Source organism: Methylobacterium sp. A49B (assembly GCF_053346215.1).
In genome coordinates this window covers 29,291-49,633 of sequence record NZ_JBKFBO010000065.1, presented here as the reverse complement: position 1 = coordinate 49,633, position 20,343 = coordinate 29,291, and the positions used below count along the sequence as shown (strand labels likewise).

General features: G+C 70.2%; 21 protein-coding genes. 6 read left to right on the top strand and 15 right to left on the bottom strand.

Going from position 1 to position 20,343, the window contains the following annotated elements; genetic code table 11:
• Positions 1-5: 5 nt before the first annotated feature.
• Positions 6-242, top strand: coding sequence for a hypothetical protein (locus tag ACLBX9_RS05570; protein WP_010683972.1), 237 nt, complete (start codon positions 6-8; stop codon positions 240-242).
• A gap of 515 nt (positions 243-757) precedes the next feature.
• Here ACLBX9_RS05570 and ACLBX9_RS05565 read toward each other — a convergent pair.
• The 6 genes from ACLBX9_RS05565 to ACLBX9_RS05540 form a co-directional block, all read right to left on the bottom strand.
• The gene (locus ACLBX9_RS05565; protein WP_447718216.1) at positions 758-1,450 is read right to left on the bottom strand and encodes a nitroreductase; all 693 of its coding nucleotides are present in this window, start codon (positions 1,448-1,450) and stop codon (positions 758-760) included.
• A 153-nt stretch (positions 1,451-1,603) separates the two neighbouring features.
• Positions 1,604-1,789: a hypothetical protein gene (locus ACLBX9_RS05560; protein WP_447718215.1), complete on the bottom strand. Its 186-nt coding sequence runs from the start codon at positions 1,787-1,789 to the stop codon at positions 1,604-1,606.
• Positions 1,790-1,817: 28 nt separating this feature from the next.
• Positions 1,818-3,185 carry an MFS transporter gene (locus tag ACLBX9_RS05555; RefSeq protein WP_447718214.1) on the bottom strand — a complete coding sequence of 456 codons (1,368 nt, stop codon included), beginning with the start codon at positions 3,183-3,185 and terminating at the stop codon, positions 1,818-1,820.
• 94 nt (positions 3,186-3,279) lie between these two features.
• Positions 3,280-4,467, bottom strand: a complete 1,188-nt coding sequence (locus tag ACLBX9_RS05550; RefSeq protein WP_447718213.1) for an acetyl-CoA C-acyltransferase — start codon at positions 4,465-4,467, stop codon at positions 3,280-3,282.
• A 50-nt stretch (positions 4,468-4,517) separates the two neighbouring features.
• Positions 4,518-5,795 (bottom strand): CaiB/BaiF CoA transferase family protein, encoded by a 1,278-nt coding sequence (locus ACLBX9_RS05545; protein ID WP_010683967.1) that lies wholly within the window; start codon positions 5,793-5,795, stop codon positions 4,518-4,520.
• Positions 5,795-6,286, bottom strand: coding sequence for an acyl dehydratase (locus ACLBX9_RS05540; RefSeq protein ID WP_447718212.1), 492 nt, complete (start codon positions 6,284-6,286; stop codon positions 5,795-5,797). Before ACLBX9_RS05540 ends, ACLBX9_RS05545 begins: the two co-directional genes overlap by 1 nt.
• Before the next feature lie 131 nt (positions 6,287-6,417).
• Here ACLBX9_RS05540 and ACLBX9_RS05535 point away from each other — a divergent pair, with 131 nt between their 5' ends.
• Together ACLBX9_RS05535 and ACLBX9_RS05530 are read left to right on the top strand one after the other, a co-directional pair.
• The gene (locus tag ACLBX9_RS05535; protein ID WP_447718211.1) at positions 6,418-7,143 is read left to right on the top strand and encodes an enoyl-CoA hydratase/isomerase family protein; all 726 of its coding nucleotides are present in this window, start codon (positions 6,418-6,420) and stop codon (positions 7,141-7,143) included.
• 51 nt (positions 7,144-7,194) lie between these two features.
• Positions 7,195-8,493, top strand: coding sequence for an MFS transporter (locus ACLBX9_RS05530; protein WP_447718210.1), 1,299 nt, complete (start codon positions 7,195-7,197; stop codon positions 8,491-8,493).
• 26 nt (positions 8,494-8,519) lie between these two features.
• Here the strand turns inward: ACLBX9_RS05530 and ACLBX9_RS05525 are convergent, their stop codons facing one another.
• A complete protein-coding gene (locus ACLBX9_RS05525; protein ID WP_447718209.1) occupies positions 8,520-9,287 on the bottom strand; it encodes an IclR family transcriptional regulator in 768 nt (255 codons plus the stop codon).
• A 104-nt stretch (positions 9,288-9,391) separates the two neighbouring features.
• Between ACLBX9_RS05525 and ACLBX9_RS05520 the strand changes: the two genes are divergently transcribed.
• Genes ACLBX9_RS05520 through ACLBX9_RS05510 form a run of 3 tightly spaced genes read left to right on the top strand, consistent with a single transcriptional unit; the run spans position 9,392 to position 12,846 of the window.
• Positions 9,392-10,540, top strand: coding sequence for an acyl-CoA dehydrogenase family protein (locus tag ACLBX9_RS05520; RefSeq protein ID WP_010683962.1), 1,149 nt, complete (start codon positions 9,392-9,394; stop codon positions 10,538-10,540).
• Positions 10,537-12,075, top strand: coding sequence for a class I adenylate-forming enzyme family protein (locus ACLBX9_RS05515; RefSeq protein WP_447718208.1), 1,539 nt, complete (start codon positions 10,537-10,539; stop codon positions 12,073-12,075). Before ACLBX9_RS05520 ends, ACLBX9_RS05515 begins: the two co-directional genes overlap by 4 nt.
• A gap of 6 nt (positions 12,076-12,081) precedes the next feature.
• Complete coding sequence (locus ACLBX9_RS05510; RefSeq protein WP_447718207.1) at positions 12,082-12,846, top strand: 3-hydroxyacyl-CoA dehydrogenase; 765 nt, start codon at positions 12,082-12,084, stop codon at positions 12,844-12,846.
• A 9-nt stretch (positions 12,847-12,855) separates the two neighbouring features.
• On the opposite strand, the gene ACLBX9_RS05505 is transcribed toward ACLBX9_RS05510, so the two are convergent.
• Genes ACLBX9_RS05505 through ACLBX9_RS05470 form a run of 8 tightly spaced genes read right to left on the bottom strand, consistent with a single transcriptional unit; the run spans position 12,856 to position 20,318 of the window.
• Positions 12,856-13,728 (bottom strand): HpcH/HpaI aldolase/citrate lyase family protein, encoded by an 873-nt coding sequence (locus ACLBX9_RS05505; RefSeq protein WP_447718206.1) that lies wholly within the window; start codon positions 13,726-13,728, stop codon positions 12,856-12,858.
• The gene (locus tag ACLBX9_RS05500; protein WP_447718205.1) at positions 13,725-14,189 is read right to left on the bottom strand and encodes a MaoC family dehydratase; all 465 of its coding nucleotides are present in this window, start codon (positions 14,187-14,189) and stop codon (positions 13,725-13,727) included. Before ACLBX9_RS05500 ends, ACLBX9_RS05505 begins: the two co-directional genes overlap by 4 nt.
• A 2-nt stretch (positions 14,190-14,191) precedes the next feature.
• The gene (locus tag ACLBX9_RS05495) at positions 14,192-14,992 is read right to left on the bottom strand and encodes a crotonase/enoyl-CoA hydratase family protein (protein ID WP_447718204.1); all 801 of its coding nucleotides are present in this window, start codon (positions 14,990-14,992) and stop codon (positions 14,192-14,194) included.
• Between the two features lie 40 nt (positions 14,993-15,032).
• On the bottom strand, positions 15,033-16,181 hold the full coding sequence (locus ACLBX9_RS05490) for an acyl-CoA dehydrogenase family protein (RefSeq protein WP_447718203.1): 1,149 nt from the start codon (positions 16,179-16,181) through the stop codon (positions 15,033-15,035).
• A gap of 1 nt (position 16,182) precedes the next feature.
• The gene (locus ACLBX9_RS05485) at positions 16,183-17,265 is read right to left on the bottom strand and encodes an acyl-CoA dehydrogenase family protein (protein ID WP_447718202.1); all 1,083 of its coding nucleotides are present in this window, start codon (positions 17,263-17,265) and stop codon (positions 16,183-16,185) included.
• Positions 17,266-17,296: 31 nt separating this feature from the next.
• On the bottom strand, positions 17,297-18,463 hold the full coding sequence (locus ACLBX9_RS05480) for a CaiB/BaiF CoA transferase family protein (protein ID WP_447718201.1): 1,167 nt from the start codon (positions 18,461-18,463) through the stop codon (positions 17,297-17,299).
• A 5-nt stretch (positions 18,464-18,468) separates the two neighbouring features.
• Entirely contained in the window at positions 18,469-19,752 is a 1,284-nt protein-coding gene (locus ACLBX9_RS05475) for a TRAP transporter large permease (protein WP_447718200.1), read from the bottom strand.
• Positions 19,749-20,318: a TRAP transporter small permease gene (locus ACLBX9_RS05470; protein WP_010683952.1), complete on the bottom strand. Its 570-nt coding sequence runs from the start codon at positions 20,316-20,318 to the stop codon at positions 19,749-19,751. The genes ACLBX9_RS05475 and ACLBX9_RS05470 overlap by 4 nt, the downstream gene beginning before the upstream one ends.
• Positions 20,319-20,343 lie beyond the last annotated feature (25 nt).

Here is a 20,343-nt window from a genome sequence, read left to right as displayed (position 1 = left end):
ACGCCATGAGCGGTTGGATGGTGAAAATCACGAAGGCCGGCGATACCACCGCGCCGAAGCTTTATGCGATCGCAGAGCCGGATCCGCGCCGCGCGCTCTTTCTCGCCAACCAGGCTGCGAATGGATCGCCGCCGGAGGATCGCATCGAAACCACCGGCGAACTTTCGCCTGCCGAGATCCGAGACCTCGGGTTGGCGCCGGAGGAAGTGCGCGACGTAACCGATAACCCGCCGTCCCGCTGACAGACCCTGACCGAGAGACGTTCCCGCGTTCGCAGCAAAGCCGAACGTGGTCCGTGTCAGCATGCAGCTGGTCCGGTCTGCGTCGCGGGTGACCGGGCCGGTCGACGCGCACGCCCGGCACCGCGTAGAAACGGCGGCGAGCACATAGCCGTCGTCGCAAGGGAGGCTCGCTCAGCCACCGGCTGGGCGGCGTACCCGTGGCGGCCACGACGAGGTCGCCTATCGTTCCCGGCTTTCCTTGGTCCTTCGGTGTCGGATCCGTCGCAGGCTCCGCCGAAATGAAGAACGGGCCGGCGCGGGGGCATCCCGTGGGCGTAGCGTCCGACAAAGCCCCGCGTCGCTCACGGTCGATGACGTGGCGCCGGTCCTAAAGCAGGTCAGCGGTCCAAGCCAGACAAACCACCCTCGCAGCTTGCGACCCGTCGAATTCGCGCGTGCTGGCGTCGTGCCGGGCGGACCGTGCAGTTCCGATGCAACACTGGTCCTGGAGGACGTCAGCCGGCCGATTCCAACCCTCACTCTGCGTGGAACGTCGTGTAGGTTGAGACTGCCGCGCGTCCGGCGCGCAGGGCATTGGTCGGCTCATCCGGGTCGGCATGGCCCAGGGCCATCCCGCACACGATGATCTCATCCTCCTGGATGCCGACCTCCCGCCGGACGATGGCCGGATAGCTTGCGATGGCCGCCTGCGGGCAGGTGTCGAGTCCGGCACCGCGCGCCGCGATCATCAGGGTCTGCAGGAACATCCCGTAATCGAGCCAGCTGCCCTGTTCCAGATCCTTGTCGATCGTGAAGACGAGGCCGACCGGCGCACCGAAGAACGTGTAGTTGCGTCCGCGCTGGCGAAGCGATCCGTCATGATCACCCCGCGCGACGCCGGCGAGTTCGTAGAGCCGCCATCCGATCTCGCGGCGGCGTCCGAGATAAGGCTCGCGCCAGCGGGTGGGGTAGTACTCGTATTCCCGCGCCTCCGGCTCGCCCGCGAAGTGGGCCGCCGTCAAGGCCTCGGTGAGGCGGGCGAGGGCCGGTCCGGTCAGCACGTGCAGCTTCCACGGCTGGATGTTGCTGCCGCTCGGCGCCCGGCCCGCCAGGGCGAGCAGGCGCTCGATCAGCCCCGGATCGACCGGCCTGTCGAGGAAGCCGCGCACGCTGCGGCGGCTCTCGATCGCCTCCGCGACGCTGTCGAACCCTTCGGGGATCTCGTCCATCGACTGCTCACCCTTCGCTTCGCCCGGCCACGGTCAGACCCCGGGTGGCAGGTCGCTCCGCCATCGACGACGAGGACATGTCCAGGCTTCATCAGGATCATCACCGCGTCCATCCCGAGATCGTTGCCGACGCGTGTCTTGATCGGGTCTCGATCAAGTCTTGCGTGTGCGGACGGTGCCGACGGGCGTCCCGCAGCCCTCGTCGCACTGCAGACCCACCATCCGGTCGAGACGGTCGAGTGCGTCGCCCGGAAGGGGTGACGGCGGTTCGGCGAGAGGCCGCCTGTCCTGCGGGAGGACGGGCAGTGCCGGATGACCGGCGACCAACAGGTCCGCCATGTCGCTCATCCCTTCGCCGACGGCCCGCCTACCCGGCGCGCCGCTCGACCGGGTCGATGATCGTTAGCATGACGGTCAGCGCGATCAGCGAGGCGGAGCCGAGGAAGAGGAACACGCGGTCCCAATCGAAGTGATCGAGGATCACGCCCGTGACGAACGGCAGGAGAGCGGCCCCGGCCTGACCGCCGGTGTTCACCACGGACACGGCCAGGGGATAGGCCTCCTTCGTCGTCAGCCCGGCCGGATAGACGGTGAAGGCCGAATAGCCGAGGTTCAACAGGAACCCGGTCAGCATGAGGAGCGCTGCAAGCGTCGGCGGATCGTTCGGGGCGTGAACGAGGGCGTACATCATGAACACCGTCGAGATGGTGCTGATGAGGATCGTCGGCTTGCGCCGTTTGGCCACGATCCGGTCCGAGAACCATCCGCCGACGAGATTGCCGAGAACCCCGCCGACGAAGGGCGCCGATGAGACGAAGCCGACATTCATGATGGAGAAATGCTTGACCGTGACCAGGTAGGTCGGCAGCCACGACAGGATCACCGTGATGATGCCGCTCATCAGGAAGTATCCGGCCGCGAGGCCCCAGATGTGCGGGCTCGCGAAGGTCTCCCGGGCTGTGGCGATCGGGCGTACGACGCGCGCCCGCACCAGCCGGTCCAGGCGGCCGATCCAGCGCGGTTCCGCAGTTGCGGGGGCGGCCTCGGGGCCGGGGGCCGGGCGCTGGCCGGCCTGGATGTGGTTGGCCTCTCCCTCGGACACGAACCGGTTGCGCCCCGGATCGTCGGTGACCAGCCCATACCAGAGGAGCGAGAACACGATTCCCGGAAGGGCGCAGAAATAGAAGACGTAGGGCCAGCCGAAGGTCGTGATGATGACGGCCCCGATCGGTGGGACGAGGACAGGCCCGAACTTCGCCGCGGCGAGGAAGATCCCCACGGCCGTCCCCTTCTCCTGCGGCGGGAACCACCGATTGAGCATGGAGAGGATGGCCACCGGCAAGGGCGCCTCGGCGAGGCCGAGGGCGAGACGATTGGCCTTCATGGCGAAGGCGGAGCCGGCCGTGCCGAGAAGGCCCGTGAAGAGGGAGGTCAGCAGCATGAAGATCGGGAAGGTGCTGCGCACCCCGAACCGCCGCACGAGGAAGCCGGAGGGAATCTGCGCGACGGAGTAGCCCACGAAGAACAGGCTGATGACCGCGCCGGCTTCGGTGTTGGTCATGCCGAACTCGGCTTTCACGAACGGCAGCACGATGCCGACATTCGCCCGGTCGGCGGAGGCGAGGGTGTAGATCCCGAAGACCAGGATCATCAGAACCCAGCGGAACCGCGTGGTGCGCCCCGCTTCTGCTGCGACCGTTCGTTCGAGGTCTCCTTCGGCGGCAACCCGCTGCATGGCTTTCCTCCTCCCAGTGCAGCCGGCCACCTCTTGTGGGCGGTCCGGTGCGGTTCGATGCGCCACCTTCCGCGGCGAGGCGACGGCCGTCGTCTCAGCTCAGCCGCTCGACGGCGACGGCCGTCGCCTCGCCGCCGCCGATGCAGATCCCCGCGATGCCGCGCCGCTGTCCCCGGCGTTCGAGGGCGGCGAGCAGGGTGACGAGGATCCGCGCGCCCGAGGCGCCGATCGGGTGTCCGAGGGCGCAGGCACCGCCATGAACGTTGACCTTGTCGTGCGGCAGGTCGAGTTCGCGCATGGCTGCCATGGCGACGACGGCAAACGCCTCGTTGATCTCGAACAGGTCGACCTCGCCGAGCGACCAGCCGGTCCGCTCCACGAGGCGCCGCACGGCGCCGACCGGCGCGGTCGGGAACAGGTGCGGCGCATCGGCGAAGGAGGCGTGCCCCCGAATGACGGCGACGGGCGTGAGGCCGCGCCGCTCGGCCTCCGACAGACGCATCAGGACCAGGGCCGCCGCGCCGTCGGAGATCGACGAGCTGTTGGCGGCGGTGACCGTGCCGCCCTCGCGGAAGGCCGGCCTCAGCGCGGGGATCTTGTCGGGCCTGGCCTTGGGCGGCTGCTCGTCGGCCGAAACGTCGCGCTGGCCTTTGCCCGCCTTCACCGTCACCGGAACGATCTCCCGGGAGAACGCGCCCTCGCTCATCGCGCGTTGCGCGCGGTCGAGGGAGGCGAGCGCGTAGGTGTCCTGGGCCTCGCGGGTGAACTGGTAGGTCTGGGCGCAATCCTCCGCGAAGGTGCCCATCAGCCGGCCGGGATCGTAGGCGTCCTCCAGCCCGTCGAGGAACATGTGGTCCACGACGCGGCCGTGGCCCATCCGGTAGCCGCTCCGTGCCCGCTCCAGCAGGTACGGAGCGTTGGACATGCTCTCCATGCCTCCCGCGACGGCGACCCGGGTGGAACCGGCCCGCAGTCCATCATGGGCCATCATCACGGCCTTCATCCCCGAGCCGCACATCTTGTTGACGGTGGTACAGCCGACCGATCGGGGAAGCCCCGCCCCGAGCGCCGCCTGCCGGGCCGGCGCCTGTCCGAGCCCGGCAGGCAGCACGCAGCCGAACAGGGTCTCGTCGATGTCCTCGCCGGAGATTCCGGCCCGCTCGACGGCGGAGCGGATCGCGGACGATCCGAGTTCCGGCGCCGTCGCGCCGGAGAGATCGCCCAGGAAGCCGCCCATCGGCGTGCGCGCGAAGCTGACGATGGCGATGGGGTCGTCCGTCATGTCATCCTCCTCCTGCTGTTCCGCTCCCGATCCATCCCGCGGCGGGGGCGTCACACCGGATCGGCGGCCTTGAGCGTGTCCATGCGCCGGGACCGGGCCGGCTCCGCGGCCACGGCGGTCACCGGCCGCGCAGCCCCATCGGCGACGATCCCATCGGCGATGAGCGCGGCGATGTCCGTCTCGGACAGGCCCGCCTCCCTCAGGACATCGGCGCTGTGCTCGCCGTAGGCGGGGGCCGGACGGTCGAGGACCGGTTGCGTCTCGCTCCAGGTGCTCGGGGTCCGCAACCGGCGCACGCACCCCTCGGTGGGATGCTCTTCGGTCCGGAAGAAGCCGATCGCCTGGAGATGCGGATCCTCGAAGATGGTCTCGAAATCGTGCATCGGCGCGAACGGGACGTCGGCCTCGGCGAGGAGGACCGCCCACTCCGCCGTTGTGCGGCCGGCGAAGATCGCCGCTAAATCCGCGTACAGGTCGGCGATGTGAACGCTTCGGGCGGCCATCGTGGAGAGGCGTGGGTCGGCCTCGAAGCGCTCGGCCTGACCGATCGCCGCGTAGAAGGACCGCCACTGCGCGTCGTTGTAGAGAAGGGCGCAGAGATAGCCGTCGCGGGTGCGGAACGGGCGCCGCTCGCGGGCCAGGAGGCGGGCGTAGCCACCGCCGTCGAGGGGTGGGTCGAAGGTCCGGCCGGCCATGTGGTCGCCGAGCACGAAGGCGGTCATCGTCTCGAACATCGGCACGTCGATACGCTGGCCCTGCCCCGTGCGCGCCCGGTGGAAGAGCGCGGCGCACAGGGCGCTCACGGCGCTGAGCCCGACGATGCGGTCGGCGATGGCATTGGGCACGTAGCGCGGCTCGCAGCCGCCGGCCCGTGCGACGAGCGCCGGGATCATCGCGGCGCCCTGGATCAGGTCGTCGTAGGCCGGGCGAGCGGCGTAGGGGCCGTCCTGTCCATAGCCGAACATACCGAGGTAGACGATGTCGGCCCGCGCGGTCGCGACCGCCTCGTAGGAGAGACCGAGACGCTCCATGGCGGCGGGGCGGACGTTGTAGACCAGCGCGTCGGCCGTCTCCGCGAGCCGCAGAAGGGCGGCACGCCCCTCCGGTCGCTTCAAGTCCACCGCAAGGCTGCGCTTGTTCGCGTTGTTGTTGAGGAAGAGGCCGCCCATCCCCGGATGGCGGCCGGGGGCGATGTTGCGCACCCCGTCTCCCCCCGGCGCCTCGATCTTGATGACGTCCGCGCCCATCTCGGCGAGGGCCTGCGTCGCCGACGGGCCCATCATCACCGTCGTCATGTCGACGATGCGGATGCCGGAGAGCGGACCCATCAGAGGCCCCCGAGACTCTCGCGGCCCTTCACGAGCCGGGCCGGGCTGTAGACCATGATGCAGGCGCCCCGCTGATTGACGATGCGGTTGCGGGTCTTGACCACGCCGCGCCCCGGCTTCGCCGAGGGCCGCGACTCCAGAACCTCGCATTCGACGTGGATCGTATCGCCGGAGAAGGTCGGGGCCTCGACGGACAGCTCCATGCCGAGGAAGGCGAGGCCGGTGCCCTGCACGACCGACTGCATCAGCAGACCCTCGGCGAAGGAATAGACGAGGGCGCCGGGCACCAGCCGCCGCCCCTCGTATAGCGAGCGCTCGCGCAGGTATTCGGCATTCGTGAACAAGACTTCGACCATTCCGGTGACGCCGATGAAGGCCGTGATGTCGGCATCGAAGATGGTCCGGCCGATCGTCTTGAAGCGAAGGCCGACCGGCGTGTCCTCCCACGGCAGTCCGAGACCGACGGTCGGGATTGCAGGGCTGGCTTCCATCTTTCCTCCGCGATCATCCGTCCCGGCCGTCTTGCATTCAGCCTACGCGTTCCGCTACAAAATCGTCAATGCGATTTTATTCATCGCATACGTGATCAAACGGTGTCGTAGAACGCTCCGGGAGGGACGGCTTGTCGGAGGGCGTGCGCTTCGAGATGCGTGGGGGGACCGGCGTCATCATCCTCGATCGGCCCGAGGCCATGAACGCCTGGGACGCGGCGACGCGTCGGCGGATCGCGGATGGGCTGCATGTCTATGACCGCGATGAGGCCGTGAGGGCCGTCGTGCTCACTGGCGCGGGCGAGCGTGCCTTCGGAGCCGGACAGGATCTGCGTGAGAAACGCCCCTCGGGCGATGCCGAGGTCGATGCCTGGATCAACGCGTGGGCGGCCTTCTTCGGGGCGTTGCGGGGCCTGGGAAAGCCGCTCATCGCGGCACTGAACGGCGTGGCCGCCGGCTCGTCATTCCAGGCGGCCCTGATGTGTGATCTGCGCGTCGCGCATCCTGGCGTGCGCGTCGGCCAGCCAGAACTGAAGAACGGCATCCCCAGCAGCATGGGGCCATGGATCCTTCATGCCTGCCTCGGCCCCGCCAGGGCCGCCGAACTGGTGATGACCGGCCGGCTCGTGCCCGCCGAGGAGGCGAAGTCGCTGGGTCTCCTCGATCGGATCGTGCCGCGGGCCGACGTCCTGCCCGAGTCCCTGGCGCTCGCCGAGGAACTCGGATCCCGTCCGGCCATCGCCACCCGCCTGACCAAGGAGCGGCTGCGCGCGCTCACGGAGCCGGGCTTCCAGAGCGCGATCACCGCCTGGAAGGCGATGCTGCGCGCGGCCTCACACGACCAGGCTTCGGCCTGACACCCCAGACGGTCTGAGGACGCCCGGCGGGCGATCCAGGGAGCAGATGCGATGGATGCGGCGCCGGTACCCAGTGTTCCGATAGCGAACACCAAGCTCACGAGCTTCTACGGCGACATGACACCGCCGGAGCGCCGCGCCTTCTGGGCCTGCTTCACGGGCTGGGCGCTCGACGGCGTCGACTTCATGATCTACCCGCTCGTGCTCTCGACGATCATCGCGTCTTGGCATGTCGACCGCAGCTGGGCGGGCTTCGCCACGACGCTGACGCTCCTCGCCTCGGCCGTCGGCGGCTGGCTCGCGGGCTACCTGTCCGACCGGATCGGACGGGTGCGCACGCTGCAGATCACCGTCCTGTGGTTCTCCGTCTTCACCTTCCTGTGCGCCTTCGCGCAGGATTTCACGCAGCTCACCATCGCCCGTGCCTTCGTCGGCATCGGCTTCGGGGGCGAGTGGGCGGCCGGCGCCGTGCTGATGGGCGAGACGATCCGGCCGCAATACCGGGGCCGCGCGGTCGGCACCATCCAGTCCGCCTGGGCGGTCGGGTGGGGCGGCGCGGTGCTGCTGCAAGCCGTGGTGTTCTCGGCCCTGGAGCCCGATCTCGCATGGCGCGCCATGTTCCTGATCGGGATCTTCCCCGCCCTGCTCATCGTCTACGTGCGCCGGAACGTGGCCGAGCCGGCCATCTCCGAGACGGCGCGCGCGCAGGAGGATGGGCGCAAGCCCGGCCTGCTCGCCATCTTCGCCCCCGGCATCGTCGGTACGACGATGCTCGCGGCCATCCTGGTGGCCGGTGTCCAGGGCGGCTACTACGCCATCACCACGTGGCTGCCGACCTACCTCAAGGTCGAACGCGGTCTCACGGTCATCAATTCGACCGGCTATCTCACCGTCCTGATCCTCGGCAGCTTCGCGGGTTACCTGTACGGGGCGTGGTTCGCGGACCGCTACGGCCGGCGCCCCCTGTTCCTGACCTTCTCGGTGGGCGCCTGCGCTATCGTGCTGGTCTACACGCAGCTGCCGATCTCGAACGGGGTGATGCTGGTCCTCGGCTTCCCCCTCGGCTTCTTCGCCTCGGGGGCGTTTTCCGGGCTCGGAGCCTTCCTGACGGAGCTGTTCCCGACCCACCTGCGCGGGTCCGGCCAGGGCTTCGGCTACAATTTCGGGCGCGGCCTCGGTGCCCTGACCCCGACGCTGGTCGGCTACCTCTCGTCGGTCATGCCGCTCGCGACCGCGATGGCGGTGTTCGCGGGCGTCGCCTACGGGGTCATGTTCGTCGCCGCACTCTGCCTCCCGGAGACGAGGGGCCGCGACCTGCAGGCCATCGACCAAGCACCGGCGCGGCCATGACGGTGACGGGACGGAAACGGCGCCCGTCAGCCGAGATGGCGCGCAATGGCCGCGCGCAGTTCGGCGACGAGGAATTCCGACTGGGCCTCGATGGTGCTGGACAACCCGCCGAGGCCGAGCCCGATCGGCTGGCCCGCCACCGAGTCGGGCAGCAGCATGCCGACGATGCCGGCCCCCGCCACCACGCGATCCATCGAGAGGGCGTAGCCGCGGGCCCGTACGGCGGCGATCTCGGCCCGTACGGCCGCGAGCTCGACCAGCGGCTCGTCGCGTCCCTCGCGGAACCGGTTCACCCGCGCGATCCGGGCCTCAACCTCCGCGTCGCTCATCCCCGACAGGAGCAGCACGCCCATGCCGGATGTCGCGAGCGGGCGCACGGTGCCGCGGGTGATGTGCAGGCGCATCGGCTTGGTGGCGGGAATGGCATCGATGTAGGTGGCAACGATGTCCGTGGCGTTGCCGAGCAGGACCGTCTCGCCCGTCCGCAGGCTGAGATCGTGCATCATCTGCGCGATACGGCCGTCGGTGACACCGACATGGACCCACCGTCCCAGCAGCGGAACGCGCGCGGTCGGGACGACGGCACGCCCATCGGCCGTGTCTGCGAGATAGCCTCGGTCGATCAGGGATCCCACGAGCATCGATGTGCTCGACTGGGGGATCTCCAGGGCGCGGGAAATCTCGGACACGGTGGCGGGCCGCTCGATGCGGTCGAAATATTCCAGGATGTCCAAGACCCGCGTGGCGGACTTGACTTGGGACCCCTCGGGCTTCGGCTTGCGCGGTCTGGCCATGATCCGAGATTCATCACCCATGCGATCTTCGAAATCAAATGGGCGATTATAGCCGCGGCCCTTGCGGCGGGCGGTCGATCGAGGCTCCAGAGGGGTGACGCATCGTGAGCTTGTGGCAGCCCTGCATCGATCCCGCCTATGTCGAAGGCCTTCGGGCCTTCGCAGCGGCGCACATCGCCCCCGAGGCCGACGCGATCGACCGGGAGGACGTCTACCCCACGGGCCTCGTGAAGGCGCTCGCGGTGGCCGGCTACAACGCGGCGACGACGGAGCCGCGCTACGGGGGCGGCGGCCTGGGATACGGCCACGCGGCGGCGATCTTCGAGGAAGTCTCCTACGCCAGCGCGGCGGTCGGCATCTCGCTGATCACGATCTTCCAGGCGCAGACGATCCTCAAGCTCTTCGGCTCGGACCGGCTGAAGATCGAGTACCTGCCGCGCTTCGCGGAGGGGCTGATCTCCTCCTACGCCCTGACGGAGGCGAGCCACGGCAGCGACATCCGCAGCCTCGACACCAAGGCCGTGCGGGAGGGGGCGGGCTGGACGATCCGGGGGGAGAAGTCGTTCATCACCTCGGGGTCGGGCGCAGAGTTCTTCATCATCCTCGCCGAGACCCAGGCGGGCATTTCGGCCTTCGCCGTGCCGGGGGACACGCCGGGCCTCTCCACCTATGTCGGCACCAACTCGGCCACCTTCGGCCTGCGCAACGGGCCGCACGTGAACCTCGTCCTCGACGGCGTGCGGCTGCCGGAGCACGCGCTCATCGGCACCGACGGCAAGGGCATCCGCCAAGCGGTCGGCACCCTGAACTATTCGCGCACCCTGGCGGCGGCCATCAGCATCGGCATCGCCCGGGCGGCCTTCGACGGTGCCCTTGCCTTCGCGGGCAACCGCCGCGCCTTCGACAAGCGGGTCGCGGAGTTCCAGGGCATCCAGTGGTACTTCGCCGACATGCTGAGCGAGATCGATGCCGCGCGGCTGCTCGTCTACCGGGCCGCACGGGCCCTCGACGACGGTCTCGAGACGGAGCGCTACGGCAGCGAGGCCAAGCTCAAGGCGGCCGCGGTGGCGACGCAGGTCGCCTCCCAGGCGGTGCAGATCTGCGGGGCCTACGGCACGATGGAGACGGCGCCGTTCGGCCGCTACCTGCGCGACGCCAAGGCCTACGAGATCGCGGGGGGCTCCGCCGAGATCCTGCGCAACACCATCGGCAAGTATCTCCTCTCGCATCTGGGTCCGGCGGTGCAGCCATGACCGCGCCGGCGATGATCACCGACCTCCTCGCCGCGCACGCCGCCGCAACGCCCGACCGGCCCTTCGCCGTGACGGAGGATGGCGTCCACGGCTACGCGGCGATCCATGAAGCGGCCCTGCGCACAGCCGGGCGCTTGGCCGGGGAGGGGATCCGATCCGGTGATCACGTCGCCCTGGCCGCCGGCAACTCGGCAGCCTATCTGGTCGCATGGTTCGGGATCATGGCCGCCGGCGCGGTGGCGGTGACCATCAATCCCGCCCTCGTCGGGGACGGGCTGGCCTACGTCCTGCGCCAGTCGGATGCCCGGCTGCTGATCGCGGACGATGCGTTCCTGGACGGTCCCTTCGCCGGCCTCGGCGAGTCCACGCCGGACATGCCGCTCCTACGGATCCGGAACGAGGGTGCTTTCCTGGCCGAGGCCGCCGGATGGCCCCTGTCGACGGCGCTGGCGGAACGTCCGGCCTCGGCGCCCGCGACGATCCTCTACACGTCGGGCACGACCGGGGCGCCGAAGGGCGTCGTGAACAGCCATGCCGCCTATCTGGCTGCCGGGCGCCACACCGTCGCGATGGTGGGGCTCACCCCTGCGGATCGCTGCATGGTGGTCTTGCCCCTGTTCCACGCGAACCCGCAGATGTACGCGGTGATGTCGGCCCTCCAAGTCGGTTCGGCCCTGGTCCTGCGGGAGCGGTTCTCGGCGGGCCGGTTCTTCGAGGACGCGGCGAAGTTCGGAGCCACGGGCTTCACCTTCGTCGGAACGGTGCTGGCGATCCTCGCCGCCCGCCACACGAAGCCGCAGCGGGATCACATCCTTCGCTTCTGCCTCGGCGGCGGCGCGCCGCTCTCCGTGTGGCACGAGGTCGAGGAGCGGTTCGGCATCAAGGTCCACGAGCTCTACGGCATGACCGAGATCGGCGGCTGGGTGACCGCCAACACGCTCACCCACACGCGCCACGGATCCTGCGGCCAAACCCGGCCGGACATGGAGGTGCGCGTGGTGGATGCCGACGACCGGATCCTCGGCCCCGACGCGGCCGGGGAGATCGTGGTGCGTCCCCGAGAGCCCGACGTGATCCTGTCGGGCTACTATCGCCAGCCGGACAAGCTCGCCGAGGCGTGCCGGAACCTCTGGTTCCACACCGGAGACCTCGGCCGGTTCGATGCCGACGGCTACCTGTGGTTCCAGGGCCGCTCGAAGGAGCTGATCCGCCGGGCCGGGGAGATGATCGCGCCCGCCGAGATTGAGACCCGCCTGCTCAAGCTTCCGGGCGTCCTGGACTGCGCGGCGGTCGCGGTGGCGGATCCGATCCTGGGCGAGGAGATCAAGGTCGCGGTGGTGCGCGCCGGTGATGCGGCGCTCCAGGCCGGCGCCGTCCGCGCCTATCTCGCCGCGCATCTTCCGGCCTTCATGCTCCCGCGCTACGTCGAGTTCCTCGACACGCTGCCGAAGACCGAGACCGAGAAGCTCCAGCGCCACAAGCTCACCTACCTCAACGACCAGGTCGAGGACCTGCTCGCCCCAGACGCACGGTGAATCGCGATGATCAAGGACCGCATCTTCCTCGTGACCGGGGCGGCGTCCGGCCTGGGCGCCGCGGTGGCGCGGATGTTCGTCTCCGAGGGCGGGCGCGTGGTGCTGGCCGATATCGGCCGCGAGTCCGGCGAACGGGTCGCGGCGGAGCTCGGCGAGGCGGCGCGCTTCTCCCCGTGCGACGTGACCCAGGAGGCCGATGGGCAGGCCGCCGTGCGCCTCGCCCTCGATGCGTTCGGCCACCTCCACGGCCTGGTGAACTGCGCCGGCGTCGCCCCCGGCGAGAAGGTCGTCGGCCGCGACGGCCCTCACCGGCTCGACAGCTTCGCCCGGGCGATCGCGATCAATCTCGTCGGCACCTTCAACATGATCCGGCTCGCCGCCGATGCCATCTCGCGGGAGGAGCCGCAGGCGGACGGCCAGCGCGGCGTGATCGTCAACACCGCCTCCATCGCCGCCTTCGACGGGCAGATCGGGCAGGCGGCCTATGCCGCCTCGAAGGGCGGCGTCGCCGCACTGACCCTGCCGGTGGCCCGCGAACTCGCCCGCCACGGCATCCGCGTTGTCACGATCGCGCCGGGCATCTTCGAGACGCCGATGATGGCGGGCCTGCCGGCGGATGTGCAGGAGAGCCTCGGGAAGACCGTGCCCTTCCCGCCGCGCCTCGGCAGTCCGTCCGAATACGCGGCGCTGGTGAAGCACATCTGCGAGAACCCGATGCTCAACGGCGAGGTGATCCGCCTCGACGGCGCCCTGCGCATGCCGCCGCGCTGACGGCGGCACTTAGGCAGAATCGTCCCCGGCATCCGCCTGAGCGAGGATCTTGTGGGCCAGCCGCAGGTGCATGGCCTCGATCATGCGCCCGTCCAGGGTGAGCACGCCCGCGTCGGGCGACGCCGCGAAGGCGTCGCGCACCGCTTGCGCCCAGGCGATCCGCTCCGGCCCCGGCGTGAAGGCTCGCCGCACCGGATCGATCTGGTCCGGGTGGATGCAGAACTTGCCCGAGAAGCCGTCCTCGGCAGCCGCGCGGGCTTCGCGGTCGAGCCCAGCTGCGTCCCGGGGATCGGTGAACGGGGTATCGATGGCAGGGACGCCCGCGGCTGTGGCCGCGAGCAGCGTCATCGCCCTGGCCTGCATCACCGGCGCCGAATAGAGGCCCGCCCCGTTCCGCGGCGCAACGCCGAGGTCGCCGGCGATATCCTCGGCACCGAAGGCCAGGGCCACCAGGCGGGAGGACACGCCGCGATAGTCGAGCCCGTGGATCGACGCTGCGGTCTCCGTCACCAGAGGCAGGATCGCGATCCTCCCCTGCGGCAGGCCGTAAGCAACCTCCAGCGCCGAGATCTGGTGATCGAGGATCGACAGATCCGCCGGACCGGCGCATTTCGGCAGGACGATCGCGGCCGGCCGCGCCTTCACCGCCGCCGCGAGGTCGGCGAGATGCCAGGGGGTCGTCCGCGCGTTGATCCGGATCAGGACATCGTCGCGGTCGAGGCCGGCGAGCGTCGCAGCCACGAGATCGCGGGCGGCGTCCTTGCCCGCCGCCCCGACCGAGTCCTCGAGATCCAGGATCGTGCCGTCAGCCCCCGCAGCCAGAGCCTTGGCGATCTTGCGGGGGGAATCGCCGGGGGCGAACAGGAGCGTCCGCAGCTTCATGGCCGTGCCTCCACGGGGCGGAGGCGCATCAACGCCGAGCGGGTGCAGAGGGCAACGGTCTCGCCCCGCTGGTTGAATGCCTCGTGGCGGAAGGTGACGATCCCCGCATCCGGCCGCGACCGGCTCTCCCGGCTTCCCAGGACGGTGGTGCGCACGGACAGGGTGTCGCCCACGAAGACCGGGCGGGGAAACGTCACGTCGGTCATGCCGAGATTGGCCACGGTCGTGTCGAAGGTGGTGTTGTGCACGCTCATGCCGATCATCAGGCCGAGCGTGTAGAGCGAGTTGACCAGGGGCCTGCCGAACTCGCTACCGGCCATGTGGTCGGCATCGAGATGGACCCGGGCGACGTTCATCGTCATGCCGCAGAACAGGACGTTGTCGGCCTCGGTGACCGTGCGCCGCCATTCGGCGTCGATCACCAGTCCGTCGGTGAAATCTTCGAGGAACAGCCCCGGCATCCTCACGCCCCCACGAAGGTCGGCGCGCGCTTGTCCAGGAAGGCCGCCACGGCCTCCCGGTGGTCGGCGGTGGCATGGGCGAGGGCCTGCATGGCGGCGGCCGTCTCCAGATGCTGGTCGAGCCGCCCCGAGCGCCCGGCCCAGAGGAGCCGCTTGGTCATGCGCACGGCATGGGGCGGGTTCGCCGCGATCCGCCGGGCGAGGCCGCGCGCCTCCTCGAGGAGCCGGTCGGCCGGGACCACCCGCGAGACGAGCCCGCAGGCGAGGGCGTCGGCCGCCGCGACCCGCTCGCCCGTGAGCGCCATCTCGCACGCCTTCGAGAAGCCCACCACGCGCGGCAGCAGCCACGCCCCGCCATCGCCCGGCATCAGGCCCAGGGTGACGAAGTTCTCCGCGAACCACGCCGCCTCGGAGGCGATGCGGATGTCGCACATGCAGGCGAGATCGCAGCCGGCCCCGACCGCCGGGCCGTTTACCGCCGCGATGACCGGGACTTCCAGGCGCTCGAACGCGAGGGGAATGCGCTGGATACCCTGCTTGTAATTGAGGCGCGTGCGGGCGGGGAGGGAGTCGCTTAGGCCGCCGGCCTCGCCCATGGTCTTGATGTTGCCGCCGCTGGAGAAGACCGAGCCGGCGCCGGTCAGCACGGCGACCCGCGCCTCCCGGTCGGTGTCGAGGCGGTCCAGGGCGGCGAGGACGGCTTCCACAACCTCCGGATCGGAGATCGGATTGCGCTGCTCGGGACGGTTGATCGTCAGCGTGACGATTCCCTCCGCGGCTTCGTACAGGATGGGGTCGGTCATGTTGGTCCCTTGGGAAATGAGGTGCGGGCGGCGTCTCCGGTCACCGGAGGCCGAGCCCCCTGGCGATGATGCCGCGAAGGATCTCCCGGGCGCCGCCCCGGAGGGAGAAGGACGGGACGCTCATCACCGTGCGGGCGAGGACCTCGCCGAACCGGCGCGTCGCCGGCTCGTCCGGGTCGAGGGCGACGAGGGCGCGGGCCACATCGGGGATCGCCTGCTCGAAGACGCTGCCGAGATCCTTGACGATGGCGGCCTGGAGCGCCGGGTCCGCCCCGTCCTGAAGCAGGCGGGCGACCCCGCGCGACAGGCGGCGGAGGACGATCAGGTGGGCGGTGAGCCTCCCGACGGCGACGGCGGCCTCGTCGCCCGGCGCCCGGCCGAGCAGCCGGATCAGCTCCACGAGGAGCGTCATGGAGGACAGGAAGCGCTCGGGGCCGCTGCGCTCGTTCGCCAGTTCGGCGGTGACCTGCTTCCATCCCTCGCCGAGGCGGCCGATCAGGTTGGCCTCCGGCACGAACGCGTTCTCGAAGACGACCTCGTTGAAATGGTGCGCGCCCTGCAGGTCGATGATCGGCCGGATCGTGACGCCTGGCGTGTCGCGCAGGTCGATGAGAAGCTGGCTCGTGCCCTCGTGCCTCTGCGCCTTCGGGTCGGTCCGGCAGAACAGGACCATGACGTGCGATTCGTGCGCGTAGGTCGTCCAGAGCTTCGTTCCGTTGACCCTGAAACCGCCGGGCACCGGCTCGGCTCGGGTGCGCACGGCCGCGAGGTCCGAGCCGGAATCCGGCTCGCTCATGCCGATGCAGGCGAAGCACGCGCCCGCCGCGATCCGGGGGAGGTAGGTCGCGCGCTGCGCCTCCGTCCCGAAGCGCAGGATGAGCGGCCCGGTCTGGCGATCCGCGATCCAGTGGGCGGCGACCGGCGCGCCGGCCGCCAGCATCTCCTCCAGCACCACGTAGCGTTCGAGGGCGGAACGCTCCCGGCCGCCATAGGCCCTCGGCCAAGTCATGCCGATCCAGCCCCGCTCGCCCATCCGGCGGCTGAAGCCGGCGTCGAACCCGGTCCACGAGCCGGTGCGGGCCTCGGCCGGCATGTCCTTGAGTTCGTCGCGCAGGAAGGCGCGGATCTCAGCGCGCAGCTGCTCCGCCTCAAGCGAGGGCGGCGCGTCGGGAAAGCTGAAACGCTCCATGTCAGACGGCCTCCGCCGGCGTCCGCGCGCCGACATCCGTGACGAAGGACCAGAACCCATCAGCTCCGGCGGCGAGGGCGAGACGGCCGAGGTACAGGCTCCAGACCCGCTCCGACCCGAACTCGTCCCGCCACGCCCACAGGCGCTTGGTGAAGACGTGCAGGGGATGCTCCGCGGTGATGCCGATGGCCCCGTGGACCTGGTGGGCGATGGCGGCTCCGATCCCCGCCGCTTCCCCGGCCCGAACCTTGGCCGCCGCGATCGTCGCGGTGCCGTCGGGCAGGCCGAGGGCGTCCGCCGCCAGCGCGGCGGCCGCACCCGCCGCTGCCGCCTGGCCCGCGAGGACGGCGATCTGCTGCTGGACCGCCTGCTGCTTGCCGATCGGCTTCCCGAACTGCACGCGCTCGTTGGCATAGCGAACCGTGAGGTCGAGGATGCTCTCCAGCGCGCCGGCCATCTCCTGGACCCGCAGCGCCGCTCCGGTCGCGCGCAGGCGCTCCGCATCCCATGAAGCGGGGAGGGGACGCACAGCGCTCGCCGGGAGCCCGGCACGCAGGGTCAGATCGGCGCGCGGGAGGTCCGCGCGCTTGCGGTCCTCGGCCACCGACCAGCCGGATCGCGGAACCCGGGCGGCCCAGGTTTCGCCCTCGTGCGCCAGGAGCAGGACAAGCGTCTCTGCGGTGCATCCCCAGGGCACGCCGGCGACGGTGCCGGCGAGCGTCCATTCACCCCCGTCGCCGGATCGTCGAGCCGCGAATCCTGCGCGCGGAGCCGCCAGCGATGCCGGCCCCTCGGAGGGCGGCAGATCCGCCTCGGCCAGCAGCCAGTTCGCCACCATCGTCTCCCCGAGGGGAAGCGTCCCGACGGACCGGCTCGCGACCCGCACGAGTCCGAGGGCGGCGGCCGGTTCGAGGCCTGCCCCGCCCTTCGCCTCGGGCACGAGCGCGAGGGGCAGGCCGGTCTCGTCGAGGGCGCGCCACGCCGCCTCGCTCCAGCCGGTCGCGCCGCCGATGCGATCCGCCGGGAAGAGGGCGGCGTAAAGGCGGGTCGTCGTCGCGGCGAGGATGTCGAACAGGTCGTCCATGCGCGTGTCCCTTCGTGTCGTTGCCCGCCCGTCAGGGAGCGGCAGCCTCCGGCACGGCGAGAATTTCCGCCGCGACGAGGGCTTCGATCCGATCCTCCGCGATGCCCCACGCCGCCAGTACGCCTCGCGTGCCCTCGCCGCGCCGTTGTGGCGGCGACGGAGGGCCCGCCGGCGTGCGGCTGAAGCGCGGCGCCGGGGCCGGCTGCGTCACACCCTCGACCGTGACGAAGGTGCCGCGCGCGGCGTTGTGGGGGTGGCCGGCCGCCTCCGCCATCGTCAGGACGGGGGCGAAACAGGCGTCGGTCCCTTCGAGAATGGCGCACCACTCGGCGCGCGTTCTCGTCAGGAAGAGGCGGGTGAGGCGCTCCCGCAGGCGCTCGTCGTCCGCCGTGTCCGCCGGGATGCCGATCAGGCGAAAGAACTCGGCGCGGAACCGCGGCTCGATGGGGGCGATCGAAACGTACGCGCCGTCGCGGCAGGCGTAGGTGTCGTAGAGGGCCGACCCGGAATCGAGCAGGTTCGTGCCCCGCTCCAGGCTGTGCAGGCCCGCGGCGTAGAGACCGAAGAAGGTCGTCATCAGCGATGCGGCCCCGTCGGTCATCGCCGCATCGACGACCTGACCCTGGCCCGTCCGCCCGGCCTCGATCAGCGCGCAGGCCACACCGAAGGCGAGGTAGAGCGCGCCACCGCCCATGTCGGCCACGAGGTTGAGGGGCGGCGCCGGCTTGTCCCCCGCCCGGCCGATGGCCGCGAGGGCGCCCGTGAGCGCGAGGTAGTTCAGATCGTGCCCGGCGGCCTTCGCGAGGGGCCCGGATTGGCCCCAGCCGGTCATCCGCCCGTAGACGAGGCGCGGGTTACGGGCCAGGACGACCTCCGGCCCGAACCCCATCCGCTCCATCGTACCCGGCCTGAACCCCTCGACCAGGGCATCCGCCCCGGCGAGGAGGTCGTGGACGAGGGCGACGGCCCGGGGGTCCTTCAGGTCGATGGCGACCGAGGGACGCCCGCGCCGGGTCAGGTCGAGGGCGTCGGGCCGGGCGATGCCGAGATCGGCCGGAACCGTCCGGTCGAGCCGCAGGACGTCGGCCCCGAGGTCGGCGAACAGCATCGCCGCCATCGGGGCCGGTCCGATCCCGGCGAACTCGACGACGCGCAGTCCCGCCAAGGGCCCGGGCCGTGTGGTCGGTAGCGACGGCACGGGGCTCACATCCGCGACGGAAGCCAGAGCACGATCGCCGGGAACGCGACAAGGATGGCGATGGCGATCAGGTGGGCGACGAAGTGCGGCCAGATCCCGTGAAAGACGTCGGAGACGGGCCTGTTCGCGTAGCGTGCCACGATGAAGCAGTTGAGCCCGATGGGCGGGGTGATCATCCCCACCTCCGCCGTCACGATCTTGACGACGCCGAACCAGATCGGATCGAAGCCGAGGCTCTTGATCAGCGGCAGCACGATCGGGACCGTCAGCACCAGGATCGCGATCTGGTCCATGAACGAGCCGAGGACGATGTAGCCGCACAGGATCAGCGTGATGATGATCCACCGGGAGACTTCGAGGCCTCCTACCCAGTCGACGAGACCCTGGGTGACCTGCGTGATCGTGAAGAAGTAGCCGAAGATGCTCGCACCGACGAGGATCATCGTGATCATGCACGTACCCTGGGCGGCATGCTGGAAGCTCTTCACGCCGCTGGCGAAGGTGAGCTTCCCCCGTTGCAGGGCCAGGAAGAAGGCGCCGAGGGCCCCGAAGGCGGAGGCTTCCGTGGGGGTCGCGACGCCGGTGTAGATGACGCCCGTCACGATGCCGAAGAGGATCAGCATCGGGCCGACCGACCGGAGCATCCGCAACCGGTCCGCCCAGGGAACGCCGCGGACGGACGGCGCCCGGCGCGGATCCTCCCAGACCAGAAGGAGGATGGTCAGCATGATGGTGATGGTGACGAGGATCGCCGGGATGATGCCGCTGACGAGGAGCTTCCCGATATTCACTTCGGCCAGCAGACCGTAGATCACCAGGGCGATGCTGGTCGGCAGCAGCATGGACAACGTGCCCGAGATGGCGACGACGCCGGCGGCCATGCGGGGCTCGTAGCCCTGCTTGAGCATCGCCGGCAGCGAGGTCGACGACAGGGTGGCGGCCGAGGCGGTGCTCGATCCGCAGATCGCGCCGAAGCCGGCTCCCGCGAGGGCGGTCGCCATGCCGAGGCCGCCGGGGATCCGGCCGACCCAGGCAGCGGCCGCCCGGAACAGGTCGTCGGCGACGCCGCTCACCAGCACCAGTTCCGCCATCAGGAGGAACATCGGGATCGTCAGGAGTTCGTAGGAGCTGACCACCGAGAGCGGCGACGTCTGGAGGATGCCCATCACCATGCCGGGACCGCCGAGCGCCCAGAGGCCGGCGGCCCCCGAGACGGCCATGGCGAACCCGACCGGAAGCCCGATCGCGAGCAGGGCGAACAGCGCGAGGACGACGGCGAGAACGATCATTCGAAGCCCCTCTGGGCAACGGCCTCGGAGGAGCCCGCGATGGCCGGCAGCGGAATGACCTCGCGTCCGCCCGCGAGGGTCGCGAGATGGCACAGGCCCGACACGGCGAGGCGCAGCGTGAGGAGTCCGGCCCCGAGCGGCACGAAGATCAGCGAGGCCCAGGTCGGCCAGGAATAGCTCCCCGCCAGGACATCGCCGGCCTGGTAGGCCTCCCAGGTCCGGGCCGCGCTCGTCTCCGTCAGGAGCCCGAAGAACCCGGCCGAGAGCGTGCAGATCAGGACTTCGCAGATCCGGCGGCCCTTCCGCGGAAGGGCGTGGTGCAGGAGGTCGACGTTGATGTGCCCGTTGGCCGCGAAGGTCGGCGACAGGGCGAGGAAGAACAGCGCGACGATGACGTAGAGGGAGATGAAGTCGTAGGACCAGCCGAAGGGGCGGTTGAACAGGTAGCGCATCGCCACGTCGATCCCGACGATCCACATGATGGCGAAGAGCGCGAGGGCCGCGAGATAGGAGGCGACCGTCTCGATGACGCGCAGCGCGCGGTCGAGGCTAGCGAGCAGCGTCATCGCCGGCCTCCCGATGCGCCATGGC